Genomic DNA, 25,801 nt, shown 5'->3' on the forward strand with positions numbered 1-25,801 from the left:
TACTATTAAATTTAGAAGTTCTATATAACAGCAAAGTTAATAGTAGTGATAGTATTTATATTGTTAAAACTAGGGGTTTTCACAGAAATTTTCCAAAACCAAAAGAAAATTCTTTAGTTACAACTCTTTCTAATGGGGTTAAACCAGACAACTCAATTATTTTTGATTTGGTATCAAATATTGAAAACTATAATAATGACGCTGAAATAATTACATGCCTTAAAATGTCTCCTAATTTACGATTTGTAGTTGCAGGTACAAAATCTGGCAAAATATTAAAATGGAATTTGACAAAAAGTAGTAATAATTTATTCCCAGAATATATAATTCCTTTGGTAAGCTCAAGACAACAAACAGAATACAAGGATATACTTGGCATTGATTGTAATGAAAGTTTAGTTATTTCTGTATGTTTTGGAAGTGAATTATCTGGCACAATGCAATTATGGGATCCTTTAGACATGAGTATAATCAATTTTGAGGAACAAGCTGATCCTTCAACCTGTCGAAGAATTAAATTGTCACCCAAATATGATTATTCTATAACAACTGGAGATTTTTCCTATAGATTATGGAAAAAAGTAGACATGAATTATATACTTCAGTTGGATTTTAAGTATTTAAAATCAGTTGGATATTATCAGAAAGTAGGATCAGTGGATTTTTCAAATAACATCTTAGCAATTGGTGATTCACAAGATGTTTATTTTTATGGTATACCAGATTTTAATTACTTAGATAGTTTACGTAAAAGTATAAATGGGTTAAAAAAAATTATGCGTAACTAGAAAAAATACTTTTCTCCCCGAAGAATTTCTTATAAAAGGTTACACAAATGTATATGAGCTTTGCGAAGTGTGATTATATGCTTGATGAATAGCTTCCCTAGCTAGTGCGAGCGTCTTGCTCGTACACTCAATGTATAAAATCGATTTAAATTATTATTTAGAAATAGTTTTGTAAACGTGTTTCTAAATTCAAAAGATATGTTCACGAGTGAGACGTTCGTGCCAGTGGAGGAAATCCTATTTAACTGAAACAAAATGATAAAAAATAAAAATTTGTTACCGTTTTGTAACAAATTTAGAAATATAAAAAATTTGTTCACCTGGTAAAATAGTACAATCCTAAGCTAGGGGATAGAAACTTTGTAAATGTCTTTCGACTTCTAACTCATAATAACCCAAAACAAAAAAAGAGACCCGAAAGTCTCTTTTTTTTAAATTATATATTTACAAATAATTACTTATTAATCAATTTCTCAAGCCTCACCATCATTTCATCTTTCTCCTTCAACATACGCTCGTATAATGCAATTTTTTCTTCGTGAAGTTTTTTTAACTCTTCTATTGGATTGATGTTAAATACAGGTTTAGCATTTCCTATATAAGCCTCTTTTTCAATATTAAACGTATTCGAAATAATATTTATCGCTTGCTCTTCATCAAAATTCTGAAACGCTTCCACCGGAATTTTTAATACGGCTGAAATTTGTTTCAAAAGGTTATCTTCAATGACATCTTTTTGCTCGAGCATCGAAATTTTCTTTTGGTTCCAGTCTTCGCCCAGATCATAAGCCAATGCTTCCTGTTTGATGTTAAGCATTTCTCTAAAACGTTTTACGTTTCTTCCTTGATGTATTTTCTGTTCCATAACGAATATCAATTTTCTAAAGGCTCAAAGATAATCTCATTTGGGTTAAAAAGCCCTGAATTTCAAAGATAAAAAAATATCGTATAAAACAGCTGTTTTGTCAGATATTATACCAATTTTTATTCAGAGTATAACATCGACTTTTAGAATAGATTTTTCTTTTGAAAGAACAGAACTTCGTTTGTGAATTTTAAATCACCTTAGTGTTTTGTGACAAAATTGAAGGCAACTCCAGTTTTAATACTATTTGTGAATAGGATAATTTTAATTGGTTGTATTCTACAGATCTAATCGAACCATTTCTTATGTTTGTAGCTCAATATCTAAGTTTTAAGTATGAGTAAGAGTATTAAAATTATTTCATCAGAAGAATTTCCAAAGCAATTTATGTCTGATGCTTCTCTCGACTTTGATTTCTTAAAATCTCCCTTACAGATATATGATTTAAATACTACAACCGAGTATATCCAGATTCCGACCCCGCTTTTTAGGCCTGATTATAATTTTATGGTTCATGTTACCAGAGGTTATGCCAAACAGCAAGTCGACAAAGAAGTGATATCCATAAATGAAAATGATGTTTTGTTTGTAAAACAGGGACATATTACCGCAATGAAAGAAATTGATCAGATGATAACGGGACATTTTATTTTATTTGAGGAGAGTGTCCTGAATCATATTTTATCGAAACAGGAGCTAATACAGATTTTTGCCGCCAATTCTGTTCTTAAATTGCCTAAAGAGACCAGTATATGGCTTAATTCTTTGTTTGGTTTATTAAGTCAGGAATTCCGTAATGAAAATTCCAATATTGAAATTTGTTATTCGCTCATGCAGGCGGCTTTCCAGAAAATTCTTTTTTCAAATAAAGAACTGAATAAAACAATACATCGCAACAATGAGATCACTTTTTCTTTTAAAGAGCTGGTTTATAAATATCATGCAGAGAATAAGTCCGTGACCTTTTATGCCGATAAATTAAAAATCTCTGTAAATTATCTCAATAGATGTATCAAGCAAACCACCGGAATAGCTCCAAAAGAATGGATAAACAATGTTAGTATTCTGCAAAGTCAGATACTTTTACAGGATTTGACTAAAGATATTTCAGAAATTGCTTTTGCCTTGAATTACGAAGATCCTTCTTATTTTGGACGCCTTTTCAAAAAAATAACAGGTACAACTCCTTCTCAGTACCGAAATTCATTAAAGCAAGATTTGTCCGAGTAACGGCAAACTAAATCCTAGTAACAATTATTGTTTTAACTGCAACTTTGCCCTAAGAAAATCTTAGAGGGCTGATACAGCTTGTGTGTTTAAATTTAATAATTGTTATTTTGAAAAAAGTACTGTCATTCGTTTTAGTAACCTTGTTTTTTTGTTTTCCAAATAAGTTTTATGCTCAATTAATTGCAGATGGTGCCGGGATGAGCATTACTGTGCATGGGAGAACTAACTTTAAGAATTTGTCAACTGTAGATCTGTACTATGGGAATAAATTCAAATATAATACTTACGATTTTTGGTTGCCAATACCACCTTTTAAAATTGGAAAAACACGTATTCTTGGAACGGTCAACTACCGTGTTTTAGACTTTACATTTGATAGAGATATTGAAATTAGTCCGAATTACATCACGAAGATAAACGAAATTAAACCTACCATTGTTGTGCGACATCCTATAGGAAAAAGATGGGCCGCTTTTGGAGTCTTTATCCCTACGATTGCTTCTGACTTTAAAAATTCGTTTTCGATGAATGATATGGTTTTCGATGGCATCTTTGGAGTTTCGAGAAAGTTTGGAGAAAAGTCCAATCTTGAAATCGGAATTGGTCCTCATGTTATGTATGCTTTTGGCAAGTTTTTAATAACACCTGCCGTATCTCTGGACTATAAGAGCAATAATGGTAAGTGGCTTGCTCAAATATATTGGCCAAGGGTAAATGTTTTTAGAAATCTGGGTAATAATACTCAAGTTGGTCTGGCCGGCTCGATTGACTGGACGCTTCACAATTTGCAAAACTACAAGAATGATCAGGGAGAAGAGATTGATTATGCTCAGTTTTCGGCAATCCATGGTGGTCTGCAAATTAATCAACGTCTTTTTGATGGCTTTTGGTTACAACTGCAGGGAGGTTTGGGATTTGCCAACAAATACACACTTTTTAATTCTAATAATGACACCATTAGCAATTATAAAGCAAAAGAAACGCCTTATGTCAAAATGATGCTCAGTTATCGTTTTGGGAAATAAGTACGCAAACAGAATCACATTAAAAATTATAAAATTAAAGACAAAATGAAAAAATCTATTTTAAGCATTCTTCTATTGGGAGTATCGTATTTTACTAATGCACAACAGATAAAAACGAATGTTGATGTCCACAATGTTCAAAAAGGTAAAGGGACTGTTGTACTAAATGTATATGATAAAAAAGAAAATTTTCTCAAGCGAGCCTGCTTTACCAAAGTTCAAAAAGTGAATCAGGAAACGATGAAGTTTCAAATTGATTTGCCAAGAGGGACTTACGCAATCACGGTTTATCAGGATTTGGATAATAACGGAAAACTAAACAGTAACTGGTTGGGGATGCCTAAAGAGCCTGTAGGGAACAGTACGAATTTTATGCCGGATGGCGGGGCACCAACATTTCAGGATTGCTCTGTTTATATCTTAAATAATGACGCTACTATTAAAATAAATCTTTACTAAGGATTTTTGAAATTTTAGTTTAAAAGAGCCAGTCTTTTATAAAATGACTGGCATTACCAAGCAAACTTAAATCGTGACATAAAATTATGGAAGAGATAAATTCTGAAAAAAAAGTTATTGCAGAGTTAAAGGGGGCTTGCAAGGAGTATCAAACGGGTGATACATTGATTACGGCTCTGGAAGCAACAACTATTCAGTTTAGAACCCGGGAGCTCACCTTAATAATTGGTCCTTCGGGTTCGGGGAAAACCACTTTATTATCGCTGTTAGGCTGTGTTATTTATCCAACAAAAGGAGATGTTTTTATTGATGGTCAACACGTAAATGCGCTTTCGGCTAAGGAATTATCGGCTTTGAGATTGAATAAAATAGGTTTCGTATTTCAAAGTTTTAATCTTTTAGCACCACTTAATTCTTTAGAAAATGTAATGATGCCGTTGCAGCTTATGAAGGTAAGTGAACCCGTGGCTAAAAAAAAAGCAGAAAAAGCTCTTGAATTAGTGGGGATGAAAGACAGAATGAAAAATTTACCAAAAATGCTAAGTGGAGGTCAGCAACAAAGAGTTTCGATTGCACGGGCATTGGTAACCAATCCGCCAATTGTGCTTTGTGATGAACCAACGGCTGCATTAGATGTAAAAAGTGTTGGTTTAGTAATGGAGGAACTAAAAGGACTTGCTCAAAATGGAAAAAGTGTAATTGTGGTTACACATGATATGCGGCTTAAGAAGTTTGCAGACAGAATTATTTATGTGGATAGTGGAATTGCGACTGAAAATGAGAGTGCAACATCTATAAAGAATCAATTAATCAAATTATAAAGAATGAAATATATTTTAATTTCTATAACGGCCCTTCTTTTTTTTAGCTGTAATAAAAAAGACGAAGTAAAACAGGGTCAGACAGGTTTTACTAAAGAAGTTTTTTCATCGGGTATTGTAGGAATCGGACGCGTTGAACCGGAGGAGAAATTGTCTTTATTGGCAACAGAAGTGGGTGGTGTTGTTCTGGCTATCCATAAAAAGGAGAACGATACAATTGGGAAAAATGATTTAATTATCGAATTGGATCATTCCGTTCAGGATGCTAAAATCGCCCGGATAAAAAGTCGGATTCAAACGCAAAAAGCGGAGATAGACATAGCACAATTGAAGCTAAAAGAGCAGAAAATAAATGTTGCAAACAAACAAATTGAATTAGAACGACTGAGAAACTTACAAGAAAAAGGCGCGGAAATAAAACAGAATGTTGATAATCTTGAAACCGAAACTAAAATTTTTCAAACAAATCTGGAACAATTGAAAAGCAAGATTTTGGTTGAGAATTCCCGACTTCAGGAAATTAAACAAGAGCTGGAAGTGTCAAACCGTGAGTTGCAACAATATTTAATAAAAGCACCGGGTGATGGGCAAATTATGACCATGTACGCAACAAAAGGAGCTGCATTGTCACCCAGTCAGTCTTTTGCAGATTTTATTCCGAAAAGTAATTTGGTTGCTGCCTGCGAAATTGATGAGCTGTTTGCAGACAAAGTTAAAAAAGGTCAGAAAGCCATTATTCGTCAAGTAGGTTCCAATAAAACTATTGGATCTGGCAGAGTAATTTTCGCGTCTTCGGCACTTAAACGCAAATCTATTTTTTCTGAAAAAGCAGAAGATCAGGAAGACAGAAGAGTACGGGAAATAAAAATCCTGTTGAACAACCCAACGAAGTATTTAATTAATTCCCGGATCGAATGCGTTATTCAGGCATCAAAATAATTAAGCATCAAAAACAAGCCTGATAGGGAATAAGTTCATAGGGACTGGAAATGCCAATATAGAGGCATGAATTCCATATATAAAGGAAAACAAATAATAGCTAAGTATGAAATTTGGTATTAAAACAGCGTGGAAGTTTATTCGTTTCGATAAAACAAAAAGCATCGGAGTAGTGGTTGGAATAGTAATAAGTACTTTTCTTATCGGACAACAAATTGGGACATTTAATTTTTTGACAGGACTAATGAGTGTGCTGGTAAAAAATACAACAGCTGATATTTGGGTTGTTGATAATAAAACGACAGATGCCAATCAGCTAAGTTTGATAGATACCAGAAAAGAGAAAGAAATCAAGAGTTTGGAGGGAGTGAAAGAGGCATTTCCAATGGTTGTAACAAATGGTAAGGCAAAATTTCCTAACGGAACCAGTGCTGTTGTAAATATTATAGGAAGTGAATTTCCTTATTTTAAAGCAGGTCCGGATCGTGCAAAGGTTGTACAAGGAGAACTTTCAGATTTAGTACAGGAGGCAGCTGTGTCTGCAGATTATTTTGACCGAAATAATTTTGGAGGTTCGTCAAATGTTGGGACCAGTTTTGAAATCAATGGGAAAAGAGCAGTAATTACTTTGCAAACAAAAGGGATAAGAGGTTGGGGCGGTTATTTAATGTACACTACAATTGACAGAGCAAGATTTTACAGTAATATTCCCTCTACTGCTATAAGCGCTTTATTGGTAAATGTAAAAAAAGGGAAAGATGTAGATCAGGTGGTCGATCAGATCAATAATTCTATTTATGGAGTACGAGCATGGAGGGCATCATCCTTGAGTTCAGCAACCATAAATAGTGTTTTGGCTTCTACAGGTTTAGGTGCCAGTACGGGCTCCTTAGTAGGATTTGCCATTATTGCCGGTTTTTTTATTATTGGGTTAACGATGTATTCATCAGCACTTGACAGAATTAAGGACTATGGAACTCTAAAAGCAATTGGTGCAACTGATACATACATAAGGAAATTAATACTTACACAAGCCGCTTTATTTGCTATTGTTGGGTTTATGATTGCTTTTATTTTCTTATTGGGGTTTAAGAACGGAATGTATCAATCGGGAATAGTAATAGATTTTAGTCCCGGAATACTTTTCATAATTCTAACAGTTACCTTCTCTATTTCGCTTTTCGGAGCTGTGTTTGCCATTAGAAGAATAAAAAATGTAGAACCTGCCTCTGTTTTTAGAGGTTAAAAAGTTGTTAGAATGAAAAATAATGTATGGTATATCTGTTTTATAGGCTGTCTTCTGTTGTCAGGATTTTTTAAAATGAATGCACAAAGTACGGTCTGGACCTTGGATAAAGCCATTGAAGCAGCACAAAAGAATAGAAAGATAGTAGCTTCACTGGAAAAAGAATATAAAATCAATCAATTAAAAACAAAAGAATTAAATGCAAAATATTTGCCCAGAGTAGCGTTGAATTATAATTATCAGTACAATCCGATTATTGCTACAAGTGTTTTACCGGCTGAAGCATTCAATTCCCATCAAGCATCAGAGGGTATGATCCCGGTAAAATTAGGAGCTAATTATTCTCAAAGCGCAGGTCTTTTATTGCAGCAACCTTTACTGGATATGGCTATTTCAAAATTAATAGCCGAATCGAAACTACAGGAGAAACTAGCTGCTTTAAGTGAAAACGAGGCAAAGCTGGAACTTACTTATGAAGTCTCAAAAGTATATCTAAATATAGTAGTTGCAGAAGAACAAGAAAAAGAAGCGGTTGGAGATACTGCGCGTACAGCGCTGAGTCTGGAGACTATTAATCAAAAATACAAATACAAAAGAGTTTTAAAAACGGACGTAAACGATGCTAAAGTAACGCACAATAATGCAGTTCAAAAATACCGCAATGCCGTAAATAATGTATTGGTTTTGAAACAGTATTTCTTATACGTTATTGGAAATGAATCTTTGATTGCTGCTGCTGTGAAATTAGAAAAATACAGCGTAGAGGAAAGTATTGGCAATCTTGATGATAATCTAATTGAAGCATTGCCACAAATTGAAATTTTGAAAACGCAAAATGAGGTATTAGAGAATAAGAAAAAACTGGAAAGAACTAAATATAGCCCCTTGATCACTATTAATGGTTATTTAGGAGCAGATCAATTTACAGAAAACCTAAATCCTTTCAAGCAAAATAGTTGGTATGGAAATAGTTATGTTGGTGTCTCACTAAAGTTACCTTTTTCTTTTGGAGAAAATACAGCAAAAAGAATTGATCAGTTAAAATTTCAGCAAAATCAAAATAAGGACAGAATTACAGAGAATATTAATAAAAGCAAATACAATGCTTTAAATGCCGCTACTGTTTACGCTAATGTCCTGGAACAACTAAAAACAGTGAGTGAAAACAGTAAACTAACTTCTGAGATTGTAATGATTTACCAGGACCGATATAAATTTGATCAAGTAGCCTTTAATGAACTAAATGATAAGGAGATCAAATTGCAAAATCTGGAATTATTTCAGAATCAGCTTAAAAAACAATTGATAGTCTCATGGCTCGATTGGAAAAAAGCGGCAGGAAAATTAGTCTGGTAAGTTTGAAGAGCATTTGCATAAGTATCATAGCAAACGGATAAACATTCCTTTCAGCTAAATTTTATTTAGGAATGAAAAAAAACAGCTTTGTAGGCATACCCTGTAAAGGTTGTTCAACATTCCGTACAGTCTTTTGTTTACATTTTTAGTTTTAAAAGTTATCGATAGGCTGTTTATAGGATTGCTAGTCCCATTTTATAAACAGTATTCGAAGTTGACGGAGTGCGAAGCATATCAGGAAGCTTTTATAAAAACACGTAAAACTACCTATATTCATTTGCAGGATAAATCTTATTTTCGTTAGGGTGTACTATCAATTAGATAGCTAACCATTGAGCCGTAACAAATCAATAACTACTAAATATGGACAACAAAAAACGAAGCATTGAAAAACCTACTGCAAACAACGTAAAATGTTGGGACAGTAGTGGCAGTACTGAAATGGTGACACAGCGTCTTAAGGAGATGTTTGTAGAAATGGGCCAAAAAACCCGAATTGAAAATGGGCAACACCCAGCCGAACGTGCTGTTTTTAGAAAACAACACGGGATCACTTATGGACAATTCGTAATCAATGAGGATATTCCTGAAAAATTCAAAAAAGGTATTTTTGGGGGTTCTAGTTTTGATTGTGCTGTTCGTTTCTCAAGTGATACAGGACCCACTTCACCGGACTTAAATTCCACTATTGGAGTGGGGTTGAAATTGTTTGGAGTGGAAGGACCAAAGCTTTTTGGAGAAGGCCCTACTGCCGATTTCATTTTTCAGAATATCGATCGCTTTTTTGCTAGTGATGCACAACAAATGTGTGCGTTTACAACTGCTGGTGCTATTGATAAGGATTATGATTCTTATATCAATAAACATCCTGAATTAGCTGGTATTTTACAAGCTATGCAGAAAGAAGAAGCGAGTGTGTTAAGTACTGGTTATTGGGCTATTTTACCTTTTCAACTGGGAGAAGATCAAATTGTTAAATATCGTTTGGTTCCGGACGATACTTATAAAGGGGCACCTTTTGACGATGATAATTATTTACGTTTGGATTTAGAAAAACGTTTGCGCAATGGAGCTGCTACTTTCAGATTTGAAATCCAATTGCGTACAAATGAGGCAACCATGCCTCTTAATGATGCACAAGTAGTTTGGAGCACAGAGGAAAGTCCGTACATCAGTATTGCAAGGTTGCATTTACCCCAACAAGATGTAACTGCGATTGGTCAGTCTGAATTTGGAAGCAATCTTTCATTCAATATTTGGAGAACTTTAGAAGTTCATAAACCTTTAGGCTCAATTGCAGAGGCTCGCAAGACCGTTTATGCTGCTAGTGCCGAAGCAAGGCATCAAGCCAACGGGCAACAGTTACAAGAGCCAAATGCCATAAATCCACATTTTAGAGGCAATACAGACGAGGATAGCAATTGTATTGTTAGAGCCGGTATTTATCCCCCTATTGGTGTAATGCGTGTAGGAACTAGTGAAGAAGAGTATTTTATAGGTCCTTTAGTAGATGAACCAGAAGTAAAAGAGGATGTTTATGCGTATCGCGATAAAACCGGAGCGATAAAACGTCAGGCCGCACAGTTTCGTATTTATGGTTTCAATGCTGCCGGAAAAGCGATTAAGGAGCTAACTATGGATAATGCTAAGATTACCTGGCATTCGCATTTGGCCAATCAAAAATCATCGTGGTATCAATTTCAAATTGCCTTAGATATTCCGGATGCATCCGCTCCTAATGTTCCGCCTTCTTTATTAAGAAATATTGATGTAAAAGACCGGAGCCAGTTATTGATTGATGGTGGAGGCGAAAGTATCTCAGATCCTAATGTCACTGAAGGAAAAAAATTCACGGGGGAATTCATGGGCCAATCGGTTTATTTGGGAGAAATGCACACCGACGAAAAAGGGCGATTAGTAATGTTAGGTGGTCATGGTAAATCGAAAAACATCAATGGTGACAGAGCCATTACCTTTGCTAACAATGAAGGTTGGTATGATGATATGTCAGATGGCCCCGTTACCGCCACAGTAGAATATGAAGGAGTAGCTCTTAATGTAGATCCTGCCTGGGTGATTTGCGCTCCGCCTGATTATGCTCCTATGCAAAAATCGGTTCGTACTATGTGGGATTTAATGCGTAGTGTTGCTGTAGAATCAGGAATGTTAGTAAGACCTGCAAGACCTTCTTTCTCTAAAGATATCTTGCCTATTTTTGAAAGAATGACCAATTTACAATGGGTAAATGCAGGATTTGCGGCTGCTTTTGGATGGGGTGGACAATTTAATTATACCAGTATAACATGGGTAAAAAAACTAAATGATCCTTCTTCTGCCAACTTAGAAATGCGTCGTACTATTTCCAATAATTTCCGTAGGTTTGATCAATCTGGTGCTGAAGCGCCGCAGCTATGGCCTTGGCTATATGGTGATGCAGTTGCCATTCCTACACAAGGTTCTGTACGTCAACATTCCACCTTGTCGCAGTTGCAATTGCAGTTTTTAGATCAATGGGTCGAAGGTGATTTTGATGCCGATTTTGTAGATAAAACAGGCTGTCCTTATATTCCACCTGTTAAAAAAATTGATGATTATCCTATTGCCGAACAACCTGACATGCTAACCAAAGCGGCCATGGATTTTTGCCTGGCTGATGCTTTTCATCCGGGTTGCGAAATGACTTGGCCTATGCGAACTTCTGGTATGTATATGGCTCCTTTCCGATTGAAACACGCTCCTAAAACACCAAAAACCGATTACCATTATTATGGCTCTACGATGAATAGTGATGTCTTGACTTTACCTGCTGGTCCTTTATTAGGTGGTCAGGTACCAGGTGGTGTGACGAGATGGATGGCTATTCCCTGGCAAACGGATACGGCAAGCTGCAGAGATGGTTATACGACTGCATACGATCCTTATCTGCCAACATTTTGGCCTGCGAGAGTTCCTAATAATATTTTGAGTGAAGAACGTTATAAAGAAACTTTAGATACTCACCTAGGAGAAGAGACACGCAGAGAAGCTTTTGCATATCGTTATTTTTGGTTGGATGATTTGCCTTTAGATGGTGAAGCTCCAACACAAACGAATCAGATTAATGCAATGGTGAAGTATTTTGACAAGTTAGCGATTGTGCAGCCGCGTCCGGGGGTATCTGATGATCCTAATTTTCCACCAGAAATGCAAATTGGTATAATTCCTAATGACGAACAAAATCAACTGTTGTTAAAAGAAACGGAAACCCGATTACGAAAAATCTTAAATGACAACAAGCGTTTGGACAAGAAAGAAGAATCTTTATTAAATATTACTTTGGAACATTTGTCTAATGAAGGTTTGTTTACTGAACAAGTTGTAATAGAGAGCACTCGCGACCAACTATTAGAATTGGTTCAGGACGAATTGGTTCAGGATGAGACTTTAACAGGTGAAGTTCAAAAACTAGTTGATTTATTAGCTTCTAAAGCACATAAATTCACCAGAACAAGAACCGTTCCTCATTCCAGACAACCTCGAAAAGAGGTGGGTGTTCCGGAACAATTGGTTCGTTTCCAGCGTTTTATTCCAAAACAGTATTAGGTTTGACAACAGAAAAAACAGATGTATTAATTATAGGTGGCGGCATTGCAGGTTGCATTGCCGCCATTTCCTTGACAGAGACCTATCAGGTAACATTAGTTGATAAACTTCCTGAACCCACTGAGCGCATTGGAGAATCTTTAGCTCCCGCTTCGCAACGCATTCTAAAACAATTGGATTTATTGGAGGGGTTGGAAAACCAAGTAGGCATTTTGTACCGTAAAAGTGTAGGTATGCAGTCCTATTGGGGAAGCGACCAGGTGCATTTAGTAGACGATTTAAGAAATCCTGATGGTTTTGTTAAAAATTTGGACCGGCAAGCTTTTGAAGCCTATTTGAGAAGTGTTGCAGAAACTAGAGGCGTACATTGTTTGTGGGGGTCTAAACTGCACAGTAGTTCTTATGAAAATTCTCGTTGGCAGGTGCAATTAAGAGCTAGTGATACCTCTTTGTATACTTCAACGATTTCTGCATCTTTTGTTATTGATGCTAGTGGGCGTCAATCACATTTTGCACAGAGCCTTGGCATTAAACGACAAGTAGAAGATAGATTGATTGCCTGTTGGGTTACTTTACCTAATACCCGAACCAATGTTATGAGTACTATTTCAGCTAGTGAAAATGGTTGGTGGTATAGTACTGTTGTTCCTCATGACAAAAGGGTAGTGGTTTTTCATACCGATGCTGATTTAGTAGCTAAAAACGAACTTAAAACTACTGGCTCATTTTTGGAACTGGCAAAAAAAAATACGGTTATTTTATCTTTACTAAAAGAACATGAAAATGCTATTACCTTTAAAGGTTCAGTTGCTGCTAATTCAACTAAATTAAAACAAGTAGCTGGTCAACAATGGGTTGCTTTAGGCGATGCTGCACTAAGTTTCGATCCGCTATCTTCACAAGGTATGTACAATGCAATGGCTAGTGCTATGCAATTACAAACTTTGCTATTGCAGTACGGGTTTACTGAAACACTTCAAAAAATATATACAGAACAAACGGAACACATTTGGAGTCATTACCTAAAACACAAAAGTATTTTTTACCAGGCGGAAACCAGGTGGAGAACAGCTGCTTTTTGGGAGAGACGGTTGTGATGTTTGCCTTTAGAGAGATGTTCCTATTTGAATCGAAAATAGGGAATTCTGTTTGATAAATTCGGGAAATTGAACAGTCTTATTTTTTTTGTGACAAAGTAAGAGGCAACTCCAGTTTTGGTTTAATTTTCAACATTTAGAGTCATAGAAGTATAATCATAAGAAATGTTATCGATTCTAAACATATCTTTTGTTGTGCTCAATTCCTCAAAATTCATTTTTTTGTAAAGTTTGGTTGCTGGAATATTATTTGTCAAAACTTGCAAATCAATCCAGCTAATTTGGCGATTAGCTTTACAATAATCAATAATAAATGCTAACAAATTTTGACCAATTTTCAAATTTCTAAAATTACTGTCAACCCCCATTCCAAGTAAAACTCTATGTTCTGCATTTGGCTGATTTTGAGAACGGATGTCAATGTGTCCGGCAATTTTTTCTTCTTCATTTATTGCTATCCAAACTTTTCTCCATCCGGCTTTTTCATTCATTCCGTCCTCAAACTTTGCCTTCCATTCGTCCGAAAGTGTAGATTGGTGTTTAGAAAGTGGCTGGAAAAGTGCTGTTCTTTTCTGTCCATTTTCAGAAAGATGAATGTTCAAGTATTGAAAAAAGTCATCAAGTTTGTCTTTATTTAGCTCTTTAATTGAAATCATTTTAGTAATTGAATATTGGTGTGTTGTTATTGGCTAACCATTAGCACAAATATATAGCTATTTTGGATTTGCAAATAAATAGGAGAGAAAGGTTACCCTACTTTTTTGTAATTAGTTAGTTTATGAAACTCTTCAATAGTTTTAAAAATAGGAGATTCCTTTTGATAAATTCAGGACGAGACATTTTTTAATTTTATCAGCTCTTTAAATTTAAAAAATCCAACACCTTTGGTGAAACTTTCAAATCAGATCGGAATTTTAAAACGCCCTTTATGAAATGTCTTTTTAATTCTTTTGCATTGCGTATTGAAAATGGAGTGTTGAATGTAATGGCTTTATGCATTATTGTGTTTCTGGAGTTATCGAAGTAATACACACAAATATCATGAGCTGTATCTTCTCCCACTGATAAAACGATATCATAATTTTTCAGATCGGGAGTTGGACATAAAGACTCAAAAGTTAGGGATTCAATAGCTATTTCATCTTTATAATGGTGCAAACCATTTTGATCCACTATTACTTTTGTAATTTTGTTTTTCTTGTGAATAATTGTATCCTTTACTACAAAATACACCAAAAAGGATAAAAGAATTACGGATAGTACTGCAGAACAAATTTTAAATTCAACAGATAGCTTAGATTCGATAATAATTACCTCTAAGTAAATTATTCCTAAAACGGTACCTATAAAAATAACCGCCCCTAAAAACTTTACTATAAAAGTTGTTTTTTTTGATTCTAATGACTCTATTTTTGAAAATTCATTATTCTGAAAATCCATTTCTTGTTGGGAGTTAGAAATTAAACATTACAGTTGTTGAAGCGAATTTAAGAAAGATAAATCTAATTTCGATAATTAGTAAAAGCTGTAGGTTATGGTTAGAATTCGGTCTTCAAAATTATTAGTTAAAAAAACATTGTGCCATGATTTTGTCACAAAAATATAAATGGACAAAATTGCGATGAATAGCCCTTAACTGCCTTAGCTTTTTGTGGCAAAATTGAAGGCAACTCCAGAATTGAAGTTGTGCATATGCTGAAGAAGAATCAGATGGTTAGGCCAAGGATAGCTATGTTTAAATCATTTTGTAAATTGGCGCCCCAAATTTTAAATTACTTAAATTCTTATATTTGATTCTGACAGATGCGACATAACCTTAGAGTAATTATAGTATCAAATTTCATGAATAAGTTAGCAGTTTGTTGTTTAGAGTAACAATTTCGAATCAAACAGTATAATAAAAAAACGACGCAGAATACCTTCCGCGTCGTTCCATTCATTTCTATTTAATTGATTTAGATACCTTCCACCATCAAACGAGTGTCTGGTAAATTTTTCAATGGCTGTATTTTTACCTCTGGTTTTGCCATTCTCGTAATTGCATTTAATGCAGCCGCAATAGCGCCTTCTTGCCAACCAGGAAGGGAGGAAATTTGATCACCAACAATAAAAAAGTTAGCATTGCTCGCATTTTTTGTGTTCGGATCTATAATTCCGGATCCTTGTGCAATAGCGTTAAATTGTTTTGTTGAGTAGTTCGCATCTCCAACGGCTTGCCAATATGCCCAGCCACCCTTGATATTTGGCATATTTTGCCAAGCTATGGCAACGCCTTCTTCCAAGCCTTCGGCAAATTTATTACCGAATTTACTGGCATCATTTCGTGCTTTGGTAAGTCGCTCATTAACGGGTAATTTTCCCCAATCGTGTGCTACTTTATCAAAATTATAAGCGCCTGTGAGCACACCTTTTTCGTCTTGATACGCCGTAGATGGATACCAAATTTGTTGAATTTCATTGTCTGTCCAAGAGATTCCTCCAAAAATAGGTACAACTCCCACTTCGGATTTTTCAACTGCCATTGTCTTGAGATTTATTGGGCTTCCTTGCCATAAAGATCGATTTGCCTGCCAGCCCACTTTGGAGGTACAGGCTAAAAAACGCGGAATGTATCCGTCTTCTCGCGGTTCATAACCTGGAGCTTGTGTTGGTTCAAATTGTGCCACAAAAACGGCTTCTAAAGCATCTTTAAATTCAGGTTCAAGTCCCGAATTTAGGAGATCAGAATCTAGAATGTTTTTCAAAAAAGGCATCGCAAGGTTGCAAACACAATAATCAGCTTCGTAATAGATCGGTTCTTCTGTTCCAACTTGTCCAACCGAAATGATGTACTTCTCTTTAGTTGAGTCCCATTTTATTTTTTTTACAGGACTATTCAAAAGAATATTTCCTCCCAAAGCAGCCACTTGTTGAGCAAAAGCGTGTTGTACCTGATCCATTCCTCCAACGGGTTGAAATAAAGTAGGTTGCCAAAGAAAATCTGTAGGTTGATAGAATTTTGTACCTTCCCAAAATTTTGATTCGAGCAATTTATCAAAACTCAAAACATCGGCTACAATTCCTGCCGCAACACCAGGTAAAACTTCATATCCAGCGCGTGTTTTTCCATCCTCGAAGCCAGGTGATCCAGCTGTTGCGCTATAGGTTCCATCTACATCAAGCTCTCCGAAACTGATCATCAAACTTTGTAATTGTTCAACGCGTGTATTAAGATTACTTTCACTAATTCCCACTTGTGAATTGCGAAGTAATTCTTCCGCATTTTTGTATACCATGTGCGCCAACCAACCTCTTGTATTATGATCCAAACGACGGTAAACCATAGGTTCACCTCCAAAACTTTCGTCCTTTTGAACCAAATTAGATTCAGAGTTCATCACATATATTTCAACGTCTACCGAAAAACGTTTTAAGTAAGAAAGGAGTCGTTTGTGACTGCTTGGAATACGACCAGGACCTGCATTAAGGTAAGGTTCTGAGTCTCCCACTGGGCGTTTAAATCGAACAACTTGAGGTTCTCCAGGTTTCGAATCGAACAAATCACTGTCTGCATCTTCAATAAGTGTATCCCCTGTGCGTAAGCTCATGCAGCGTCCTCCTGTTTTATGAGATGCTTCCAGAATGGTTACTTTTGCACCAGACTCCTGAGCGAGTAGTTCATACGCGGTGGTAAGTCCCCCAACACCAGACCCGATGATTATAACCTCTTTTCCTTCTAGTTGATTTGGACTAAGTTTAATCGCTTGATTGGTAATCGTGTTTTGCATTTTTGTTGCTTTAGCCAATGCGGCGAATGCAATTGATCTCGGATTGTTTTTTAAAAATTCCTGACGACTTTTGTACTGTCCCATTTTGTATAAATTTTATGTTAAAAAATAAAAAAAATGATTTCTATGGTATTGGTATTTTTTGGGATAATCTTGAAAACGCTTTCTAACTCTAGATTTTATTTTCTGAAATGAAATTAATGATTGAAAATAAAAAAAATGAAAAAGATGTCGTTAGTGAAGATTTTTCTGTCGTGAATGGATGTTTTTTTGTTGTGAATAAAATTGATTTATTCCAATAAAATAAATTACTTAAGGTTATTGTATGATTGGGGTTTTATAAAGAAGATTAAAATATAAAAAGTAAAGCCTATAATTATTCTGTCAGCCTTTTACTTTTTTTAATTAGATTTAAAAAGATCTCCATAAACTTTCGCTAATTGAATCTGCTTCTAAGTATTATCAGGTTCTGTCGCATCTAAAGCTAAGTTTTATCTTTGCCTTTTTTAAATTTTTAAACTGATGAATACGAAAGGTCATTGCTATCCGAAGTCTATTATACTGCAGGCAGTATAATTTAAGCTTAGGTTTACATTAAGCTATCGGGATCTTGAGACGATTTTGCCGCAAAACTTTTGAGTGTTTTTGCAAAGTTTGAAAACTGTCTTAAAAGAAAAAAACCTACGAATCTTAAGAATTACAGGTTTTATTAGGTCAAAAAAAAGTCCTGAAATGTTTCAGGACTTTTTAGTGGGGAGAGCAGGATTCGAACCTGCGAAGTTCACACAGCAGATTTACAGTCTGCCCTCGTTGGCCGCTTGAGTATCTCCCCGAAGCTTTGTATTTGTTGCGCTTTGTTGTTCTAAGCGGTTGCAAATATAGGAAGGTTTTTGATGTTTGCAAATAAAAAACGTACTTAATTTTAAGTTATACTTTTTAAAGTTCTAGTCGGACAGATAAAAGCTTATGTAAGAATGTCTTTAAGAATTTCTTGAGGCAAAATTTTTAGGAGAAAAATATAGAAATAGAGTTTTAGGATAACTAAGCAGGAAAAAAAATGAAACTAAAGCAAAAAAAAGTCCTGATTTTTATCAGGACTTTTCAGTGGGGAGAGCAGGATTCGAACCTGCGAAGTTCACACAGCAGATTTACAGTCTGCCCTCGTTGGCCGCTTGAGTATCTCCCCCAAGACTTTGTATTGTTGTGCTTTGTTGTTCTAAGCGGTTGCAAATATAGGAACGTTTTTGATGTTTGCAAACAAAAAATGAACTTAATTTTACGTTAGTTTTACATTGTTTTTTTAATCTGTTGGAATTGAATAAAGTAAAAATAAAGTTTTTTAGGTGTTTTTTATAAAGTAGGGTTATTTTTACAGGTTGTCACGGGGTATTTGTTTGTTTTTTTGATTTCTTAAACGTTTTAATTACTGCTTTTTCTCAGAAAGGAGCAACAAATACGAGTTGAACCAAATAAATCTATTCTGAAATGTTTGACATTTGTTCTCGCAGAAATTTGCAGCTTGACGAAGACAGGTAGGTTTTGATCTTCTTTTGATAAGTTGCGTTTTCAAACTTTTCCGAGTAGTTTTTTCTTTGAAATTAAGCGCTAATTTTTTTATTTGTGAAGAGAGTCAAAAGAAAGGTTGTTTATCTCTTAAATGAAGGTTGTTGGGTTTGATAGAATATGTTTGTTTTTTATCGATAATAGAGTATCTCTTTGGATTAGCCTATAATCTGGCAGTACTATATAAAAACAAAAAAATCTCCACTAGGGAGATTTTTTTGTTTTATTCTGAAAGGCAATATTATTTGGCTAAAAGCTCTATTATTTTGGCTCTTAATTCCGGACCTCTTAAATCCTGAGCAACTACTTTTCCTGATGCATCAAGAATAAAAGTTGCTGGAATAGATTCAACACCATATTGTTTTGCAATTGGCTCGTCCCAAAATTTTAAGTTTGAAACTTGTGTCCAGGTTAGTCCGTCTTTTGCGATGGCTTCTTTCCAGGCAGCAGCTTCTTTGTCTAATGAAACTCCAATAATATTTAAACCTTTAGCGTGTAATTCTTTGTAAATAGCTACCACATTCGGGTTTTCTTTTCTGCATGGACCACACCATGATGCCCAGAAATCAACGATAGTTACTTTGCCTAAGCTTTCTTTAAGCGAAACTACTTTTCCTTGTGGATTTGGAGCCGAAAAATCTGCTCTTCATTTAGGGCTTCCAACAGGAGCTGCTGATGCACCAACTGCAGGATTTTTCAATTGTCCTAGTTTAGTTTTGATTTCTTTTCCAGGAGTAGAGTTTTTTAAAGATTCGTCTAAAGAGTTGTATAAACCTTCCGCTTTTTTGATGTCAGTGCTTGGGTCATTAACCATGCTTTGAATGATTAAAGCAGAGATAAATGCTTTTGGGTGAGTCTCAGCGTAAGCTAAATATTTCTTTTTAGAGTTTTCCTGAACTTCTGTTTGAAGTGTCATGTATTGTTTCATCAAGCTATTGATCGTTGCAGTATCTTGAGCTTGTTGAGCTTGTTGCATTTTTTGAGTATTTTTCTTTTGAAAATCAACTAAACCTTTTTGAGTTTTTGTCATATCCTCATTGAATTTTACATACTCGTCATTGTTGTAAGTACCTGAAATTTTAGATTTGTGGATACTGTCTTTGTCAACTGCAACAGTAATTTCTCCTGTTTCTAAGATGAATGGAATTGGACCATTAGCTCCCTGAACAATTAAAGTATGAAAAGCTGGTTCTGTTACTTTTCCTTTAATTTCGAATTTTCCGTTTTCAACTTTTACTGTGTCAAGAGATACAGCCATTTTTGTTGTTGGATCCTGACCTTGAAGAATGATTGTTTTTCCGTTTTCGATACCAGTTGCAGTTCCTGTAATTAGGTATTCTCCGTCTTTAACTTTGCTGCAAGAAATAATCGCTGCAGAAGCAGTTAGTAAAAAAAGTATTTTTTTCATTATAAAAAATTAATTAGTTAATTGATTTGTGCAACAAAAGTATTTAAAATTATAAAACATAAAGAATTTTGGAACCTAAAATTTTGTTATTGTTTTTTTAGGTTTAATTGTCATGTAATCAGAAGGTTTGTGAGGTTTATTTGATTTAAAACTCTTAATTATATCGTTATAATGAAAATAAATAACGTTTTTTTAAATTTTTGCGCATAAAAAAAGCACTCCGTTGAGAGAGTGCTTTTGTAGATATTTTGGTATAAATCTATTCTTGATTCGTTTTCTTTCTCCATGTGAAAGAATTAAGAATATGTCTTTTTGCAAATCTTCCAGGAGAATCAGCATTTACCATTTTAACGTAAGTTGCTTTAGGAACACTAATGTATTCGTAAACACTTCCGTTAGAGAAATCGATAATTAAACGACCTTCAACAAATTTATAATCAGTAATTGAACAAGTCGAAATCGTTTCAGTGTATTCCGGTAAATTAAGTTTAATCGTTTCAGGATTAATACTTACCAAGAAGTGATAAGCCTCAATAATAGCTTTACTTTTTTCTTCTGCAGCTTTTAAACCAGCATCATCACCTTGAAATTTATCAGGATGAGATTCTTTCATCGCATTACGATAGATTGTTTTTAAATCTTTTAATTCAGCAGTTTTGTCTACGTTTAGTAACTTGCGGTATTCAACTATTTTTTTCATAAATAAAAGGTAACTTCTTGTCTATTAGTTTGAAATGATTGTTTTTTACTTCAAAACGACAAATTTTTTGCAAAGGTACACTTTTTTTTAACTTTTTACTTTTGAGCGGAAAAATATTTGTTTTTGTTTGAGGTTTATGATCTCAGGGTCTAAGTTTTGGGTGTACTTAACTGCAAAAACGCAAGTTTTTTTAGAATTAAGATGTACTCCAAAAGCAAAGTTCGCAAAGCTTCATAAATAAAAACTTTGCGAACTTTGCGTAAATCTTTGCGGTCTTTGCGTTAAAAGTGACTTGAAACCTAAAACCTAAAACCTGAAACCTGAAACCTGAACCTAATCTGTAATTACTTGTTTTCCGGTTTATTATTAGCCTTATCGAAGTTTTTAGATTTTTTTGGATACTTATCATAGCTGATATCGCTTGGGTTTTCGATAATAGATTTAATCGTGATCCAATCTCCTATATTAAAATTAGTATGTGCGATTTTATAGTCTAAAAGGTACTCACCACAAAAATAGTTGTTGTTTTCATCTTTTTCTATGATGCCCGTATAAATTCCTTTTTGCAGCATTTTCCCTTGTGGATCTTTAGACATAATTTTTTTTGTTTTAAAATTGAAGCTGCAAAGTTAATCATTATTATGTTTGTTTTAGGGAGTTCTTGACAATCTCAGTATATTTGCACATGCAAAAAAACTTCAAACCACATCCTAATTCCTTTAAAAATACCTTTTGTGTTTTTCATGAAGTACTTTCAGATAAAATTGAAGGTTTAAAGAAACAGTTTGAGAGCAAAGCCGGAAGCACTTATTATTATACGGAAGCCGGAATGTACCGGGTGTCAAATCATTGGGGAAGACTGGCCAACAGCAAATGGCGTTTGGTAGCAATGGTACCCGAAACTGCATCGAAAACTAAAATAGGTTTTGCGGCCTGGAACGAATTTTATCCGGATAACGCTGAAGAAAAACTGTACTATATCGAAGCTGACTTCGATCAGAATCTGGTAACCTATCAGCATAAGAAGAACCCAAATTATGATGGAAAACCTGTTTTAAGAACCAGTTTTGAAACAACGAAACGAATCAAACAAGTTCGCAATCTGCAACAACTCACTTCATGGGCAAAGCATTTTGATTATGAAGATATTGATGAGTTGAGAAAGCAGATTATCAATGAGTTGATTTATACCGAGAAAACTTTAGACGAAATTAAAAGAGAAATATAATGGGACGCAACAACGAAAGGAACATCAAAAAGCATAATGACAAATTGCATAAAGCCCAAAACAAAGTAAAACAGGCTGAGATTGCACGCAAGGAAAAGCTTAAAGAAATTATTAAAAAGTTCAACGAGAATAAAGGAGAATAAAATGTTTCAGGTTTTTGGTTCCAATAAAAAAACTTGAAACCTGAAACTTGAAACTTGAAACTTGAAACAAAAAAATAATACAATACAGATGAGTAAATACGAAGATTTAAAAGCAAGTGTACAGGAAATTATTGATTTAATTGCGGCAAAGAATAATAGAGAAGCGAATAATAAATTGCTTGAAGTAAGTGATACCTTAGACGATATGCTGGATCATGCTGAAGAAGATGAAGATTTAAGAGAAATTAGCAGGTATCAGGTTTTATTGAATCAGTTGCATGTAAAAATTAATGGAGAAGAGCAGGTTGATGGAGAGTAAGAAGTGTTTTTGTGATACTGGATTATTGTTCGAAAATTGCTGTGGTCAGTACCTTGAAAACAATCAAAAAGCACCAACGGCACTAGCTCTAATGCGTTCCAGATATTCGGCTTATGCCTGTCACAAGGCAGATTATCTATTAGAAACCACTTATATTTCGGAAAGAAAATATTATTCGAAGACCGAAATTTTAAAATGGGCAACAGCTAATAAATGGCAGAGACTCGAAATTTTGAGTTTTGCTGAAAATACCGTCGAGTTCAAAGCCTATTTTTTAGATTCAGACCACAAACCACAAGTGCATTATGAGTTTTCGACTTTTAAATTCGAAAATAAGGAGTGGTTTTATGTTGACGGAAAGTTTGAATAATTGTCAGGCCTAACACTGTTAGTTGTTAGTTTTGGTTAGATATTTTAACTAAAAATTAATAAACGTTTCGTTTTTCATAATTCTAAAATAGCGTAATTTTAAAATTATGAAAAACGAATTTAAAAAAGGTTTTTATTTTAAGTCGTACGAAGCTCCGTTTCAGTCTCCGTTTGAAAAGCTTTTTGGTATTTTTAAAGAGCTGATCACCCATACTTCGGGTGATTTTGACGAAGCAATCAGCTGGTTAAGGGAGTTAGACATAGAATACAAACTAACAGATGAGAACTACACTATCGATGATTTTATCGAAGATTTAAAAAAGAAAGGTTACATAAAAGAGGAAGTTAAACCTGACGGAAGCGGTGGTTTTGGTATTACTGCCAAGACAGAACGCGCTATCAGACAACAGGCCCTGGATCAAATTTTTGGTAATTTAAAACGTTCCGGAAGTGGTAATCATAAAACCAAACATGCCGGAAACGGTGACGAACATACGGGGGAATTTCGTGAGTTTAGTTTTGGAGATGGTTTAGAACGAATTTCATTGACAGAAAGTCTGCGAAATGCCCAGATTAATAATGGTGTTGAGAGTTTCATGCTAACCGAAAATGATTTGGTAGTAGAAGAAACTCAATACAAAGCGCAAATGAGCACCGTTTTGATGATCGATATCAGTCACAGTATGATTCTCTATGGTGAAGACCGGATCACGCCTGCAAAAAAAGTAGCCATGGCTTTGGCCGAATTAATCACAACTCGTTATCCCAAAGACACACTCGATATTTTGGTTTTCGGAAACGATGCCTGGATCATCCCTATTAAAGACTTACCCTATCTACAAGTAGGCCCTTATCATACCAATACCGTTGCAGGACTTCAATTGGCCATGGATATTTTACGAAGAAAACGAAATACCAACAAGCAGATTTTTATGATTACCGATGGAAAACCCAGCTGCGTACGTGAGCGTGACGGTTCCTATTATATGAATAGTAACGGACTCGACGAGTACATCGTTGATAAATGTTATACGCAGGCACAGCAAGCCAGAAAATTACACATTCCGATTACAACATTCATGATTGCAAACGATCCGTATTTACAGCGTTTTGTCAACCATTTTACCGAAGCGAATCAGGGAAAAGCATTTTACACCGGATTAAAAGGACTGGGAGAGATGATTTTTGAAGATTATGAAACGAATAGAAAGAAGAGAGTGCGTTAAATTAGGTTCAAAGCTGCAAAGGTTCAGAGGGAGAAAGGTTTTATTGTAGAGGTGTACGGTAGTGTGAAAACATATTGTCTGGGTTTAACCTAAAAAAAGATAAATAATAATTGAATTTTTAAATCATTAAATCTTTCAATTTTTAAATTAACAACATGGAAATAAAAAATATAAAAACATTAGGACAGTTAAAAGCTGTTGGTTATAAAAGTATCAGTATTAAAGACGAATTACGCAATAATCTTCGTGAGAAAATAAAGTCAGGAAAGCCTGTTTTTGAAGGCGTTCATGGTTTCGAAAATACGGTAATTCCGGAATTGGAGCGTGCCATTCTATCTCGCCATAATATTAACTTATTGGGGCTTCGCGGTCAGGCGAAAACACGTTTGGCACGTAAGATGGTTGAATTGTTAGACGAGTACATTCCGTTTGTTGAGGGCTCGGAAATTAATGACGATCCGTTACATCCTATTTCACGTTTTGCAAAAGATTTAATTGCGGAGAAAGGTGAAGATACGCCAATTTCATGGCTGCATCGCAGTGAGCGTTTTTTTGAAAAATTAGCCACACCCGATGTTACTGTTGCCGATTTAATTGGTGATGTCGATCCTATAAAAGCAGCAAATTTAAAGCTTTCTTATGCCGATGATCGTGTCATTCATTTCGGAATGATTCCGAGAGCCAACCGCTGTATTTTTGTAATTAATGAATTGCCGGATTTACAAGCCAGAATTCAGGTCGCTTTATTCAATATTTTGCAGGAAGGGGATATTCAGATTAGAGGATTTAAATTGAGAATGCCTTTGGATATGCAATTTATATTTACAGCCAATCCGGAAGATTATACCAATAGAGGAAGTATCGTAACGCCTCTAAAAGATAGAATCGGTTCGCAGATTCTTACACATTATCCTGAAAGTGTTGCCATTGCAAGAGCTATCACAGAGCAGGAAGCCAAACTGGATGAAACACAGCACAAATTAGTTTATGTGCCGGCTCTGGCCAGAGACATTTTAGAACAGATTAGTTTTGAAGCGCGTGAGAGCGAATATATTGATAATAAAAGTGGTGTAAGTGCCAGAATGAGTATCACCGCTTTCGAGAATTTAATGAGTACCGCAGAACGTCGTGCCTTAAAAGCCGGAGTAGATAAAACCACTTTGCGTTTGTCTGATTTTGTGGGTATTATTCCTGCTATTACCGGAAAAGTAGAACTGGTTTACGAAGGAGAGCAGGAGGGAGCTGCCGTAGTAGCACAAAATTTAATTGGTTTAGCAATCAGAACTTTATTTCCAACATTATTACCACGAATAGAGAAACTTGAAAAACCGGGAGAAAAAACACCTTATTCAGATGTGATCGAATGGTTTTTTGCCGAAAGCGGTTTCGAATTGTTGGACGATGCTTCTGATTTCGAGTATCAGAACATTTTAGACGAAGTGACTCCGCTAGATGTTTTGCTGAAAAAATATTTACCTCAACTGGATAAAAAAGATCAGTATTTTATGAAAGAATTTATTCTGTGGGGATTGGTCGAATACAAAAAACTGAGCAAAGACCGGTTTGCTCAAGGACATCAGTTTAAAGATATGTACGGAAGTTATATCAGTAAATTGTAATTTATATTCTATTTTTTTTCTAACTAAACCCGACAGGTTTTTAAAACCTGT

Annotated in this window: 23 protein-coding genes, 2 tRNA genes and 1 pseudogene; 16 read left to right on the forward strand and 10 right to left on the reverse strand. The window is 35.0% G+C overall.

Annotated features, from left to right (window positions below; translation table 11 throughout):
- The coding region (locus B0A80_RS20880; RefSeq protein WP_165769294.1) for a hypothetical protein at window positions 1-788 on the forward strand (788 nt) is incomplete at its 5' end.
- Window positions 789-1,242: 454 nt separating this feature from the next.
- On the opposite strand, the gene B0A80_RS19245 is transcribed toward B0A80_RS20880, so the two are convergent.
- On the reverse strand, window positions 1,243-1,653 hold the full coding sequence (locus B0A80_RS19245; protein ID WP_089078349.1) for a helix-turn-helix domain-containing protein: 411 nt from the start codon (window positions 1,651-1,653) through the stop codon (window positions 1,243-1,245).
- 336 nt (window positions 1,654-1,989) lie between these two features.
- Between B0A80_RS19245 and B0A80_RS19250 the strand changes: the two genes are divergently transcribed.
- The 9 genes from B0A80_RS19250 to B0A80_RS19290 all read left to right on the forward strand — a co-directional run bounded on the left by B0A80_RS19250 (window position 1,990) and on the right by B0A80_RS19290 (window position 13,408).
- On the forward strand, window positions 1,990-2,883 hold the full coding sequence (locus tag B0A80_RS19250) for a helix-turn-helix domain-containing protein (protein WP_070905676.1): 894 nt from the start codon (window positions 1,990-1,992) through the stop codon (window positions 2,881-2,883).
- A gap of 107 nt (window positions 2,884-2,990) precedes the next feature.
- Window positions 2,991-3,908, forward strand: coding sequence for a DUF6268 family outer membrane beta-barrel protein (locus tag B0A80_RS19255; RefSeq protein ID WP_233430786.1), 918 nt, complete (start codon window positions 2,991-2,993; stop codon window positions 3,906-3,908).
- Between the two features lie 45 nt (window positions 3,909-3,953).
- The gene (locus B0A80_RS19260) at window positions 3,954-4,367 is read left to right on the forward strand and encodes a DUF2141 domain-containing protein (protein ID WP_089078351.1); all 414 of its coding nucleotides are present in this window, start codon (window positions 3,954-3,956) and stop codon (window positions 4,365-4,367) included.
- Between the two features lie 86 nt (window positions 4,368-4,453).
- The gene (locus B0A80_RS19265) at window positions 4,454-5,188 is read left to right on the forward strand and encodes an ABC transporter ATP-binding protein (RefSeq protein ID WP_089078352.1); all 735 of its coding nucleotides are present in this window, start codon (window positions 4,454-4,456) and stop codon (window positions 5,186-5,188) included.
- 3 nt (window positions 5,189-5,191) lie between these two features.
- Window positions 5,192-6,127 (forward strand): HlyD family secretion protein, encoded by a 936-nt coding sequence (locus tag B0A80_RS19270; protein WP_089078353.1) that lies wholly within the window; start codon window positions 5,192-5,194, stop codon window positions 6,125-6,127.
- A 106-nt stretch (window positions 6,128-6,233) separates the two neighbouring features.
- Window positions 6,234-7,373, forward strand: coding sequence for an ABC transporter permease (locus tag B0A80_RS19275; RefSeq protein ID WP_089078354.1), 1,140 nt, complete (start codon window positions 6,234-6,236; stop codon window positions 7,371-7,373).
- Between the two features lie 12 nt (window positions 7,374-7,385).
- On the forward strand, window positions 7,386-8,729 hold the full coding sequence (locus B0A80_RS19280; protein ID WP_089078355.1) for a TolC family protein: 1,344 nt from the start codon (window positions 7,386-7,388) through the stop codon (window positions 8,727-8,729).
- Between the two features lie 363 nt (window positions 8,730-9,092).
- Window positions 9,093-12,311, forward strand: coding sequence for a LodA/GoxA family CTQ-dependent oxidase (locus tag B0A80_RS19285; RefSeq protein ID WP_089078356.1), 3,219 nt, complete (start codon window positions 9,093-9,095; stop codon window positions 12,309-12,311).
- A 2-nt stretch (window positions 12,312-12,313) separates the two neighbouring features.
- The gene (locus tag B0A80_RS19290) at window positions 12,314-13,408 is read left to right on the forward strand and encodes an NAD(P)/FAD-dependent oxidoreductase (RefSeq protein ID WP_165769295.1); all 1,095 of its coding nucleotides are present in this window, start codon (window positions 12,314-12,316) and stop codon (window positions 13,406-13,408) included.
- A 122-nt stretch (window positions 13,409-13,530) separates the two neighbouring features.
- Here the strand turns inward: B0A80_RS19290 and B0A80_RS19295 are convergent, their stop codons facing one another.
- From B0A80_RS19295 to B0A80_RS19335, 9 genes and pseudogenes are all read right to left on the reverse strand, one after another.
- Window positions 13,531-14,064 (reverse strand): GNAT family N-acetyltransferase, encoded by a 534-nt coding sequence (locus B0A80_RS19295; RefSeq protein ID WP_089078358.1) that lies wholly within the window; start codon window positions 14,062-14,064, stop codon window positions 13,531-13,533.
- Window positions 14,065-14,260: 196 nt separating this feature from the next.
- A complete protein-coding gene (locus tag B0A80_RS19300; protein ID WP_089078359.1) occupies window positions 14,261-14,848 on the reverse strand; it encodes a hypothetical protein in 588 nt (195 codons plus the stop codon).
- A gap of 515 nt (window positions 14,849-15,363) precedes the next feature.
- The gene (locus B0A80_RS19305; protein ID WP_089078360.1) at window positions 15,364-17,259 is read right to left on the reverse strand and encodes a flavin monoamine oxidase family protein; all 1,896 of its coding nucleotides are present in this window, start codon (window positions 17,257-17,259) and stop codon (window positions 15,364-15,366) included.
- 667 nt (window positions 17,260-17,926) lie between these two features.
- A tRNA-Tyr gene (locus B0A80_RS19310) sits at window positions 17,927-18,007 on the reverse strand.
- Window positions 18,008-18,280: 273 nt separating this feature from the next.
- Window positions 18,281-18,361, reverse strand: a tRNA-Tyr gene (locus B0A80_RS19315).
- Window positions 18,362-18,979: 618 nt separating this feature from the next.
- Window positions 18,980-19,366, reverse strand: a pseudogene (locus B0A80_RS19320) (peroxiredoxin family protein); the annotation flags it as partial.
- A gap of 18 nt (window positions 19,367-19,384) precedes the next feature.
- Window positions 19,385-20,146 (reverse strand): DUF4369 domain-containing protein, encoded by a 762-nt coding sequence (locus tag B0A80_RS19325; RefSeq protein ID WP_017495547.1) that lies wholly within the window; start codon window positions 20,144-20,146, stop codon window positions 19,385-19,387.
- Window positions 20,147-20,405: 259 nt separating this feature from the next.
- The gene (locus tag B0A80_RS19330; RefSeq protein WP_017495548.1) at window positions 20,406-20,846 is read right to left on the reverse strand and encodes a KTSC domain-containing protein; all 441 of its coding nucleotides are present in this window, start codon (window positions 20,844-20,846) and stop codon (window positions 20,406-20,408) included.
- Between the two features lie 344 nt (window positions 20,847-21,190).
- A complete protein-coding gene (locus B0A80_RS19335; protein WP_017495549.1) occupies window positions 21,191-21,442 on the reverse strand; it encodes a hypothetical protein in 252 nt (83 codons plus the stop codon).
- 89 nt (window positions 21,443-21,531) lie between these two features.
- Here B0A80_RS19335 and B0A80_RS19340 point away from each other — a divergent pair, with 89 nt between their 5' ends.
- From B0A80_RS19340 to B0A80_RS19365, 6 genes are all read left to right on the forward strand, one after another.
- A complete protein-coding gene (locus B0A80_RS19340; protein ID WP_089078361.1) occupies window positions 21,532-22,074 on the forward strand; it encodes a hypothetical protein in 543 nt (180 codons plus the stop codon).
- The gene (locus B0A80_RS20885; RefSeq protein ID WP_017495551.1) at window positions 22,074-22,217 is read left to right on the forward strand and encodes a hypothetical protein; all 144 of its coding nucleotides are present in this window, start codon (window positions 22,074-22,076) and stop codon (window positions 22,215-22,217) included. The genes B0A80_RS19340 and B0A80_RS20885 overlap by 1 nt, the downstream gene beginning before the upstream one ends.
- A gap of 88 nt (window positions 22,218-22,305) precedes the next feature.
- Window positions 22,306-22,536 carry a hypothetical protein gene (locus B0A80_RS19350; RefSeq protein WP_017495552.1) on the forward strand — a complete coding sequence of 77 codons (231 nt, stop codon included), beginning with the start codon at window positions 22,306-22,308 and terminating at the stop codon, window positions 22,534-22,536.
- Window positions 22,508-22,906: a YchJ family protein gene (locus tag B0A80_RS19355; RefSeq protein ID WP_233430787.1), complete on the forward strand. Its 399-nt coding sequence runs from the start codon at window positions 22,508-22,510 to the stop codon at window positions 22,904-22,906. The genes B0A80_RS19350 and B0A80_RS19355 overlap by 29 nt, the downstream gene beginning before the upstream one ends.
- A gap of 106 nt (window positions 22,907-23,012) precedes the next feature.
- Complete coding sequence (locus B0A80_RS19360; protein WP_089078363.1) at window positions 23,013-24,131, forward strand: vWA domain-containing protein; 1,119 nt, start codon at window positions 23,013-23,015, stop codon at window positions 24,129-24,131.
- A 155-nt stretch (window positions 24,132-24,286) separates the two neighbouring features.
- Entirely contained in the window at window positions 24,287-25,750 is a 1,464-nt protein-coding gene (locus B0A80_RS19365; RefSeq protein WP_089078364.1) for an AAA family ATPase, read from the forward strand.
- Window positions 25,751-25,801: the final 51 nt, after the last annotated feature.

Origin of the sequence: Flavobacterium tructae, assembly GCF_002217475.1 — a bacterium.
GTDB classification, from domain to species: Bacteria; Bacteroidota; Bacteroidia; order Flavobacteriales; family Flavobacteriaceae; genus Flavobacterium; species Flavobacterium tructae.

Coding starts and splice junctions, on each gene's coding strand:
- B0A80_RS19245 (WP_089078349.1), bottom strand. CDS start 1,653: ATGGAACAGAAAATACATCAAGGAAGAAACGTAAAACGTTTTAGAGAA.
- B0A80_RS19250 (WP_070905676.1), top strand. CDS start 1,990: ATGAGTAAGAGTATTAAAATTATTTCATCAGAAGAATTTCCAAAGCAA.
- B0A80_RS19260 (WP_089078351.1), top strand. CDS start 3,954: ATGAAAAAATCTATTTTAAGCATTCTTCTATTGGGAGTATCGTATTTT.
- B0A80_RS19265 (WP_089078352.1), top strand. CDS start 4,454: ATGGAAGAGATAAATTCTGAAAAAAAAGTTATTGCAGAGTTAAAGGGG.
- B0A80_RS19270 (WP_089078353.1), top strand. CDS start 5,192: ATGAAATATATTTTAATTTCTATAACGGCCCTTCTTTTTTTTAGCTGT.
- B0A80_RS19275 (WP_089078354.1), top strand. CDS start 6,234: ATGAAATTTGGTATTAAAACAGCGTGGAAGTTTATTCGTTTCGATAAA.
- B0A80_RS19280 (WP_089078355.1), top strand. CDS start 7,386: ATGAAAAATAATGTATGGTATATCTGTTTTATAGGCTGTCTTCTGTTG.
- B0A80_RS19285 (WP_089078356.1), top strand. CDS start 9,093: ATGGACAACAAAAAACGAAGCATTGAAAAACCTACTGCAAACAACGTA.
- B0A80_RS19295 (WP_089078358.1), bottom strand. CDS start 14,064: ATGATTTCAATTAAAGAGCTAAATAAAGACAAACTTGATGACTTTTTT.
- B0A80_RS19300 (WP_089078359.1), bottom strand. CDS start 14,848: ATGGATTTTCAGAATAATGAATTTTCAAAAATAGAGTCATTAGAATCA.
- B0A80_RS19305 (WP_089078360.1), bottom strand. CDS start 17,259: ATGGGACAGTACAAAAGTCGTCAGGAATTTTTAAAAAACAATCCGAGA.
- B0A80_RS19325 (WP_017495547.1), bottom strand. CDS start 20,146: ATGAAAAAAATACTTTTTTTACTAACTGCTTCTGCAGCGATTATTTCT.
- B0A80_RS19330 (WP_017495548.1), bottom strand. CDS start 20,846: ATGAAAAAAATAGTTGAATACCGCAAGTTACTAAACGTAGACAAAACT.
- B0A80_RS19335 (WP_017495549.1), bottom strand. CDS start 21,442: ATGTCTAAAGATCCACAAGGGAAAATGCTGCAAAAAGGAATTTATACG.
- B0A80_RS19340 (WP_089078361.1), top strand. CDS start 21,532: ATGCAAAAAAACTTCAAACCACATCCTAATTCCTTTAAAAATACCTTT.
- B0A80_RS20885 (WP_017495551.1), top strand. CDS start 22,074: ATGGGACGCAACAACGAAAGGAACATCAAAAAGCATAATGACAAATTG.
- B0A80_RS19350 (WP_017495552.1), top strand. CDS start 22,306: ATGAGTAAATACGAAGATTTAAAAGCAAGTGTACAGGAAATTATTGAT.
- B0A80_RS19355 (WP_233430787.1), top strand. CDS start 22,508: ATGGAGAAGAGCAGGTTGATGGAGAGTAAGAAGTGTTTTTGTGATACT.
- B0A80_RS19360 (WP_089078363.1), top strand. CDS start 23,013: ATGAAAAACGAATTTAAAAAAGGTTTTTATTTTAAGTCGTACGAAGCT.
- B0A80_RS19365 (WP_089078364.1), top strand. CDS start 24,287: ATGGAAATAAAAAATATAAAAACATTAGGACAGTTAAAAGCTGTTGGT.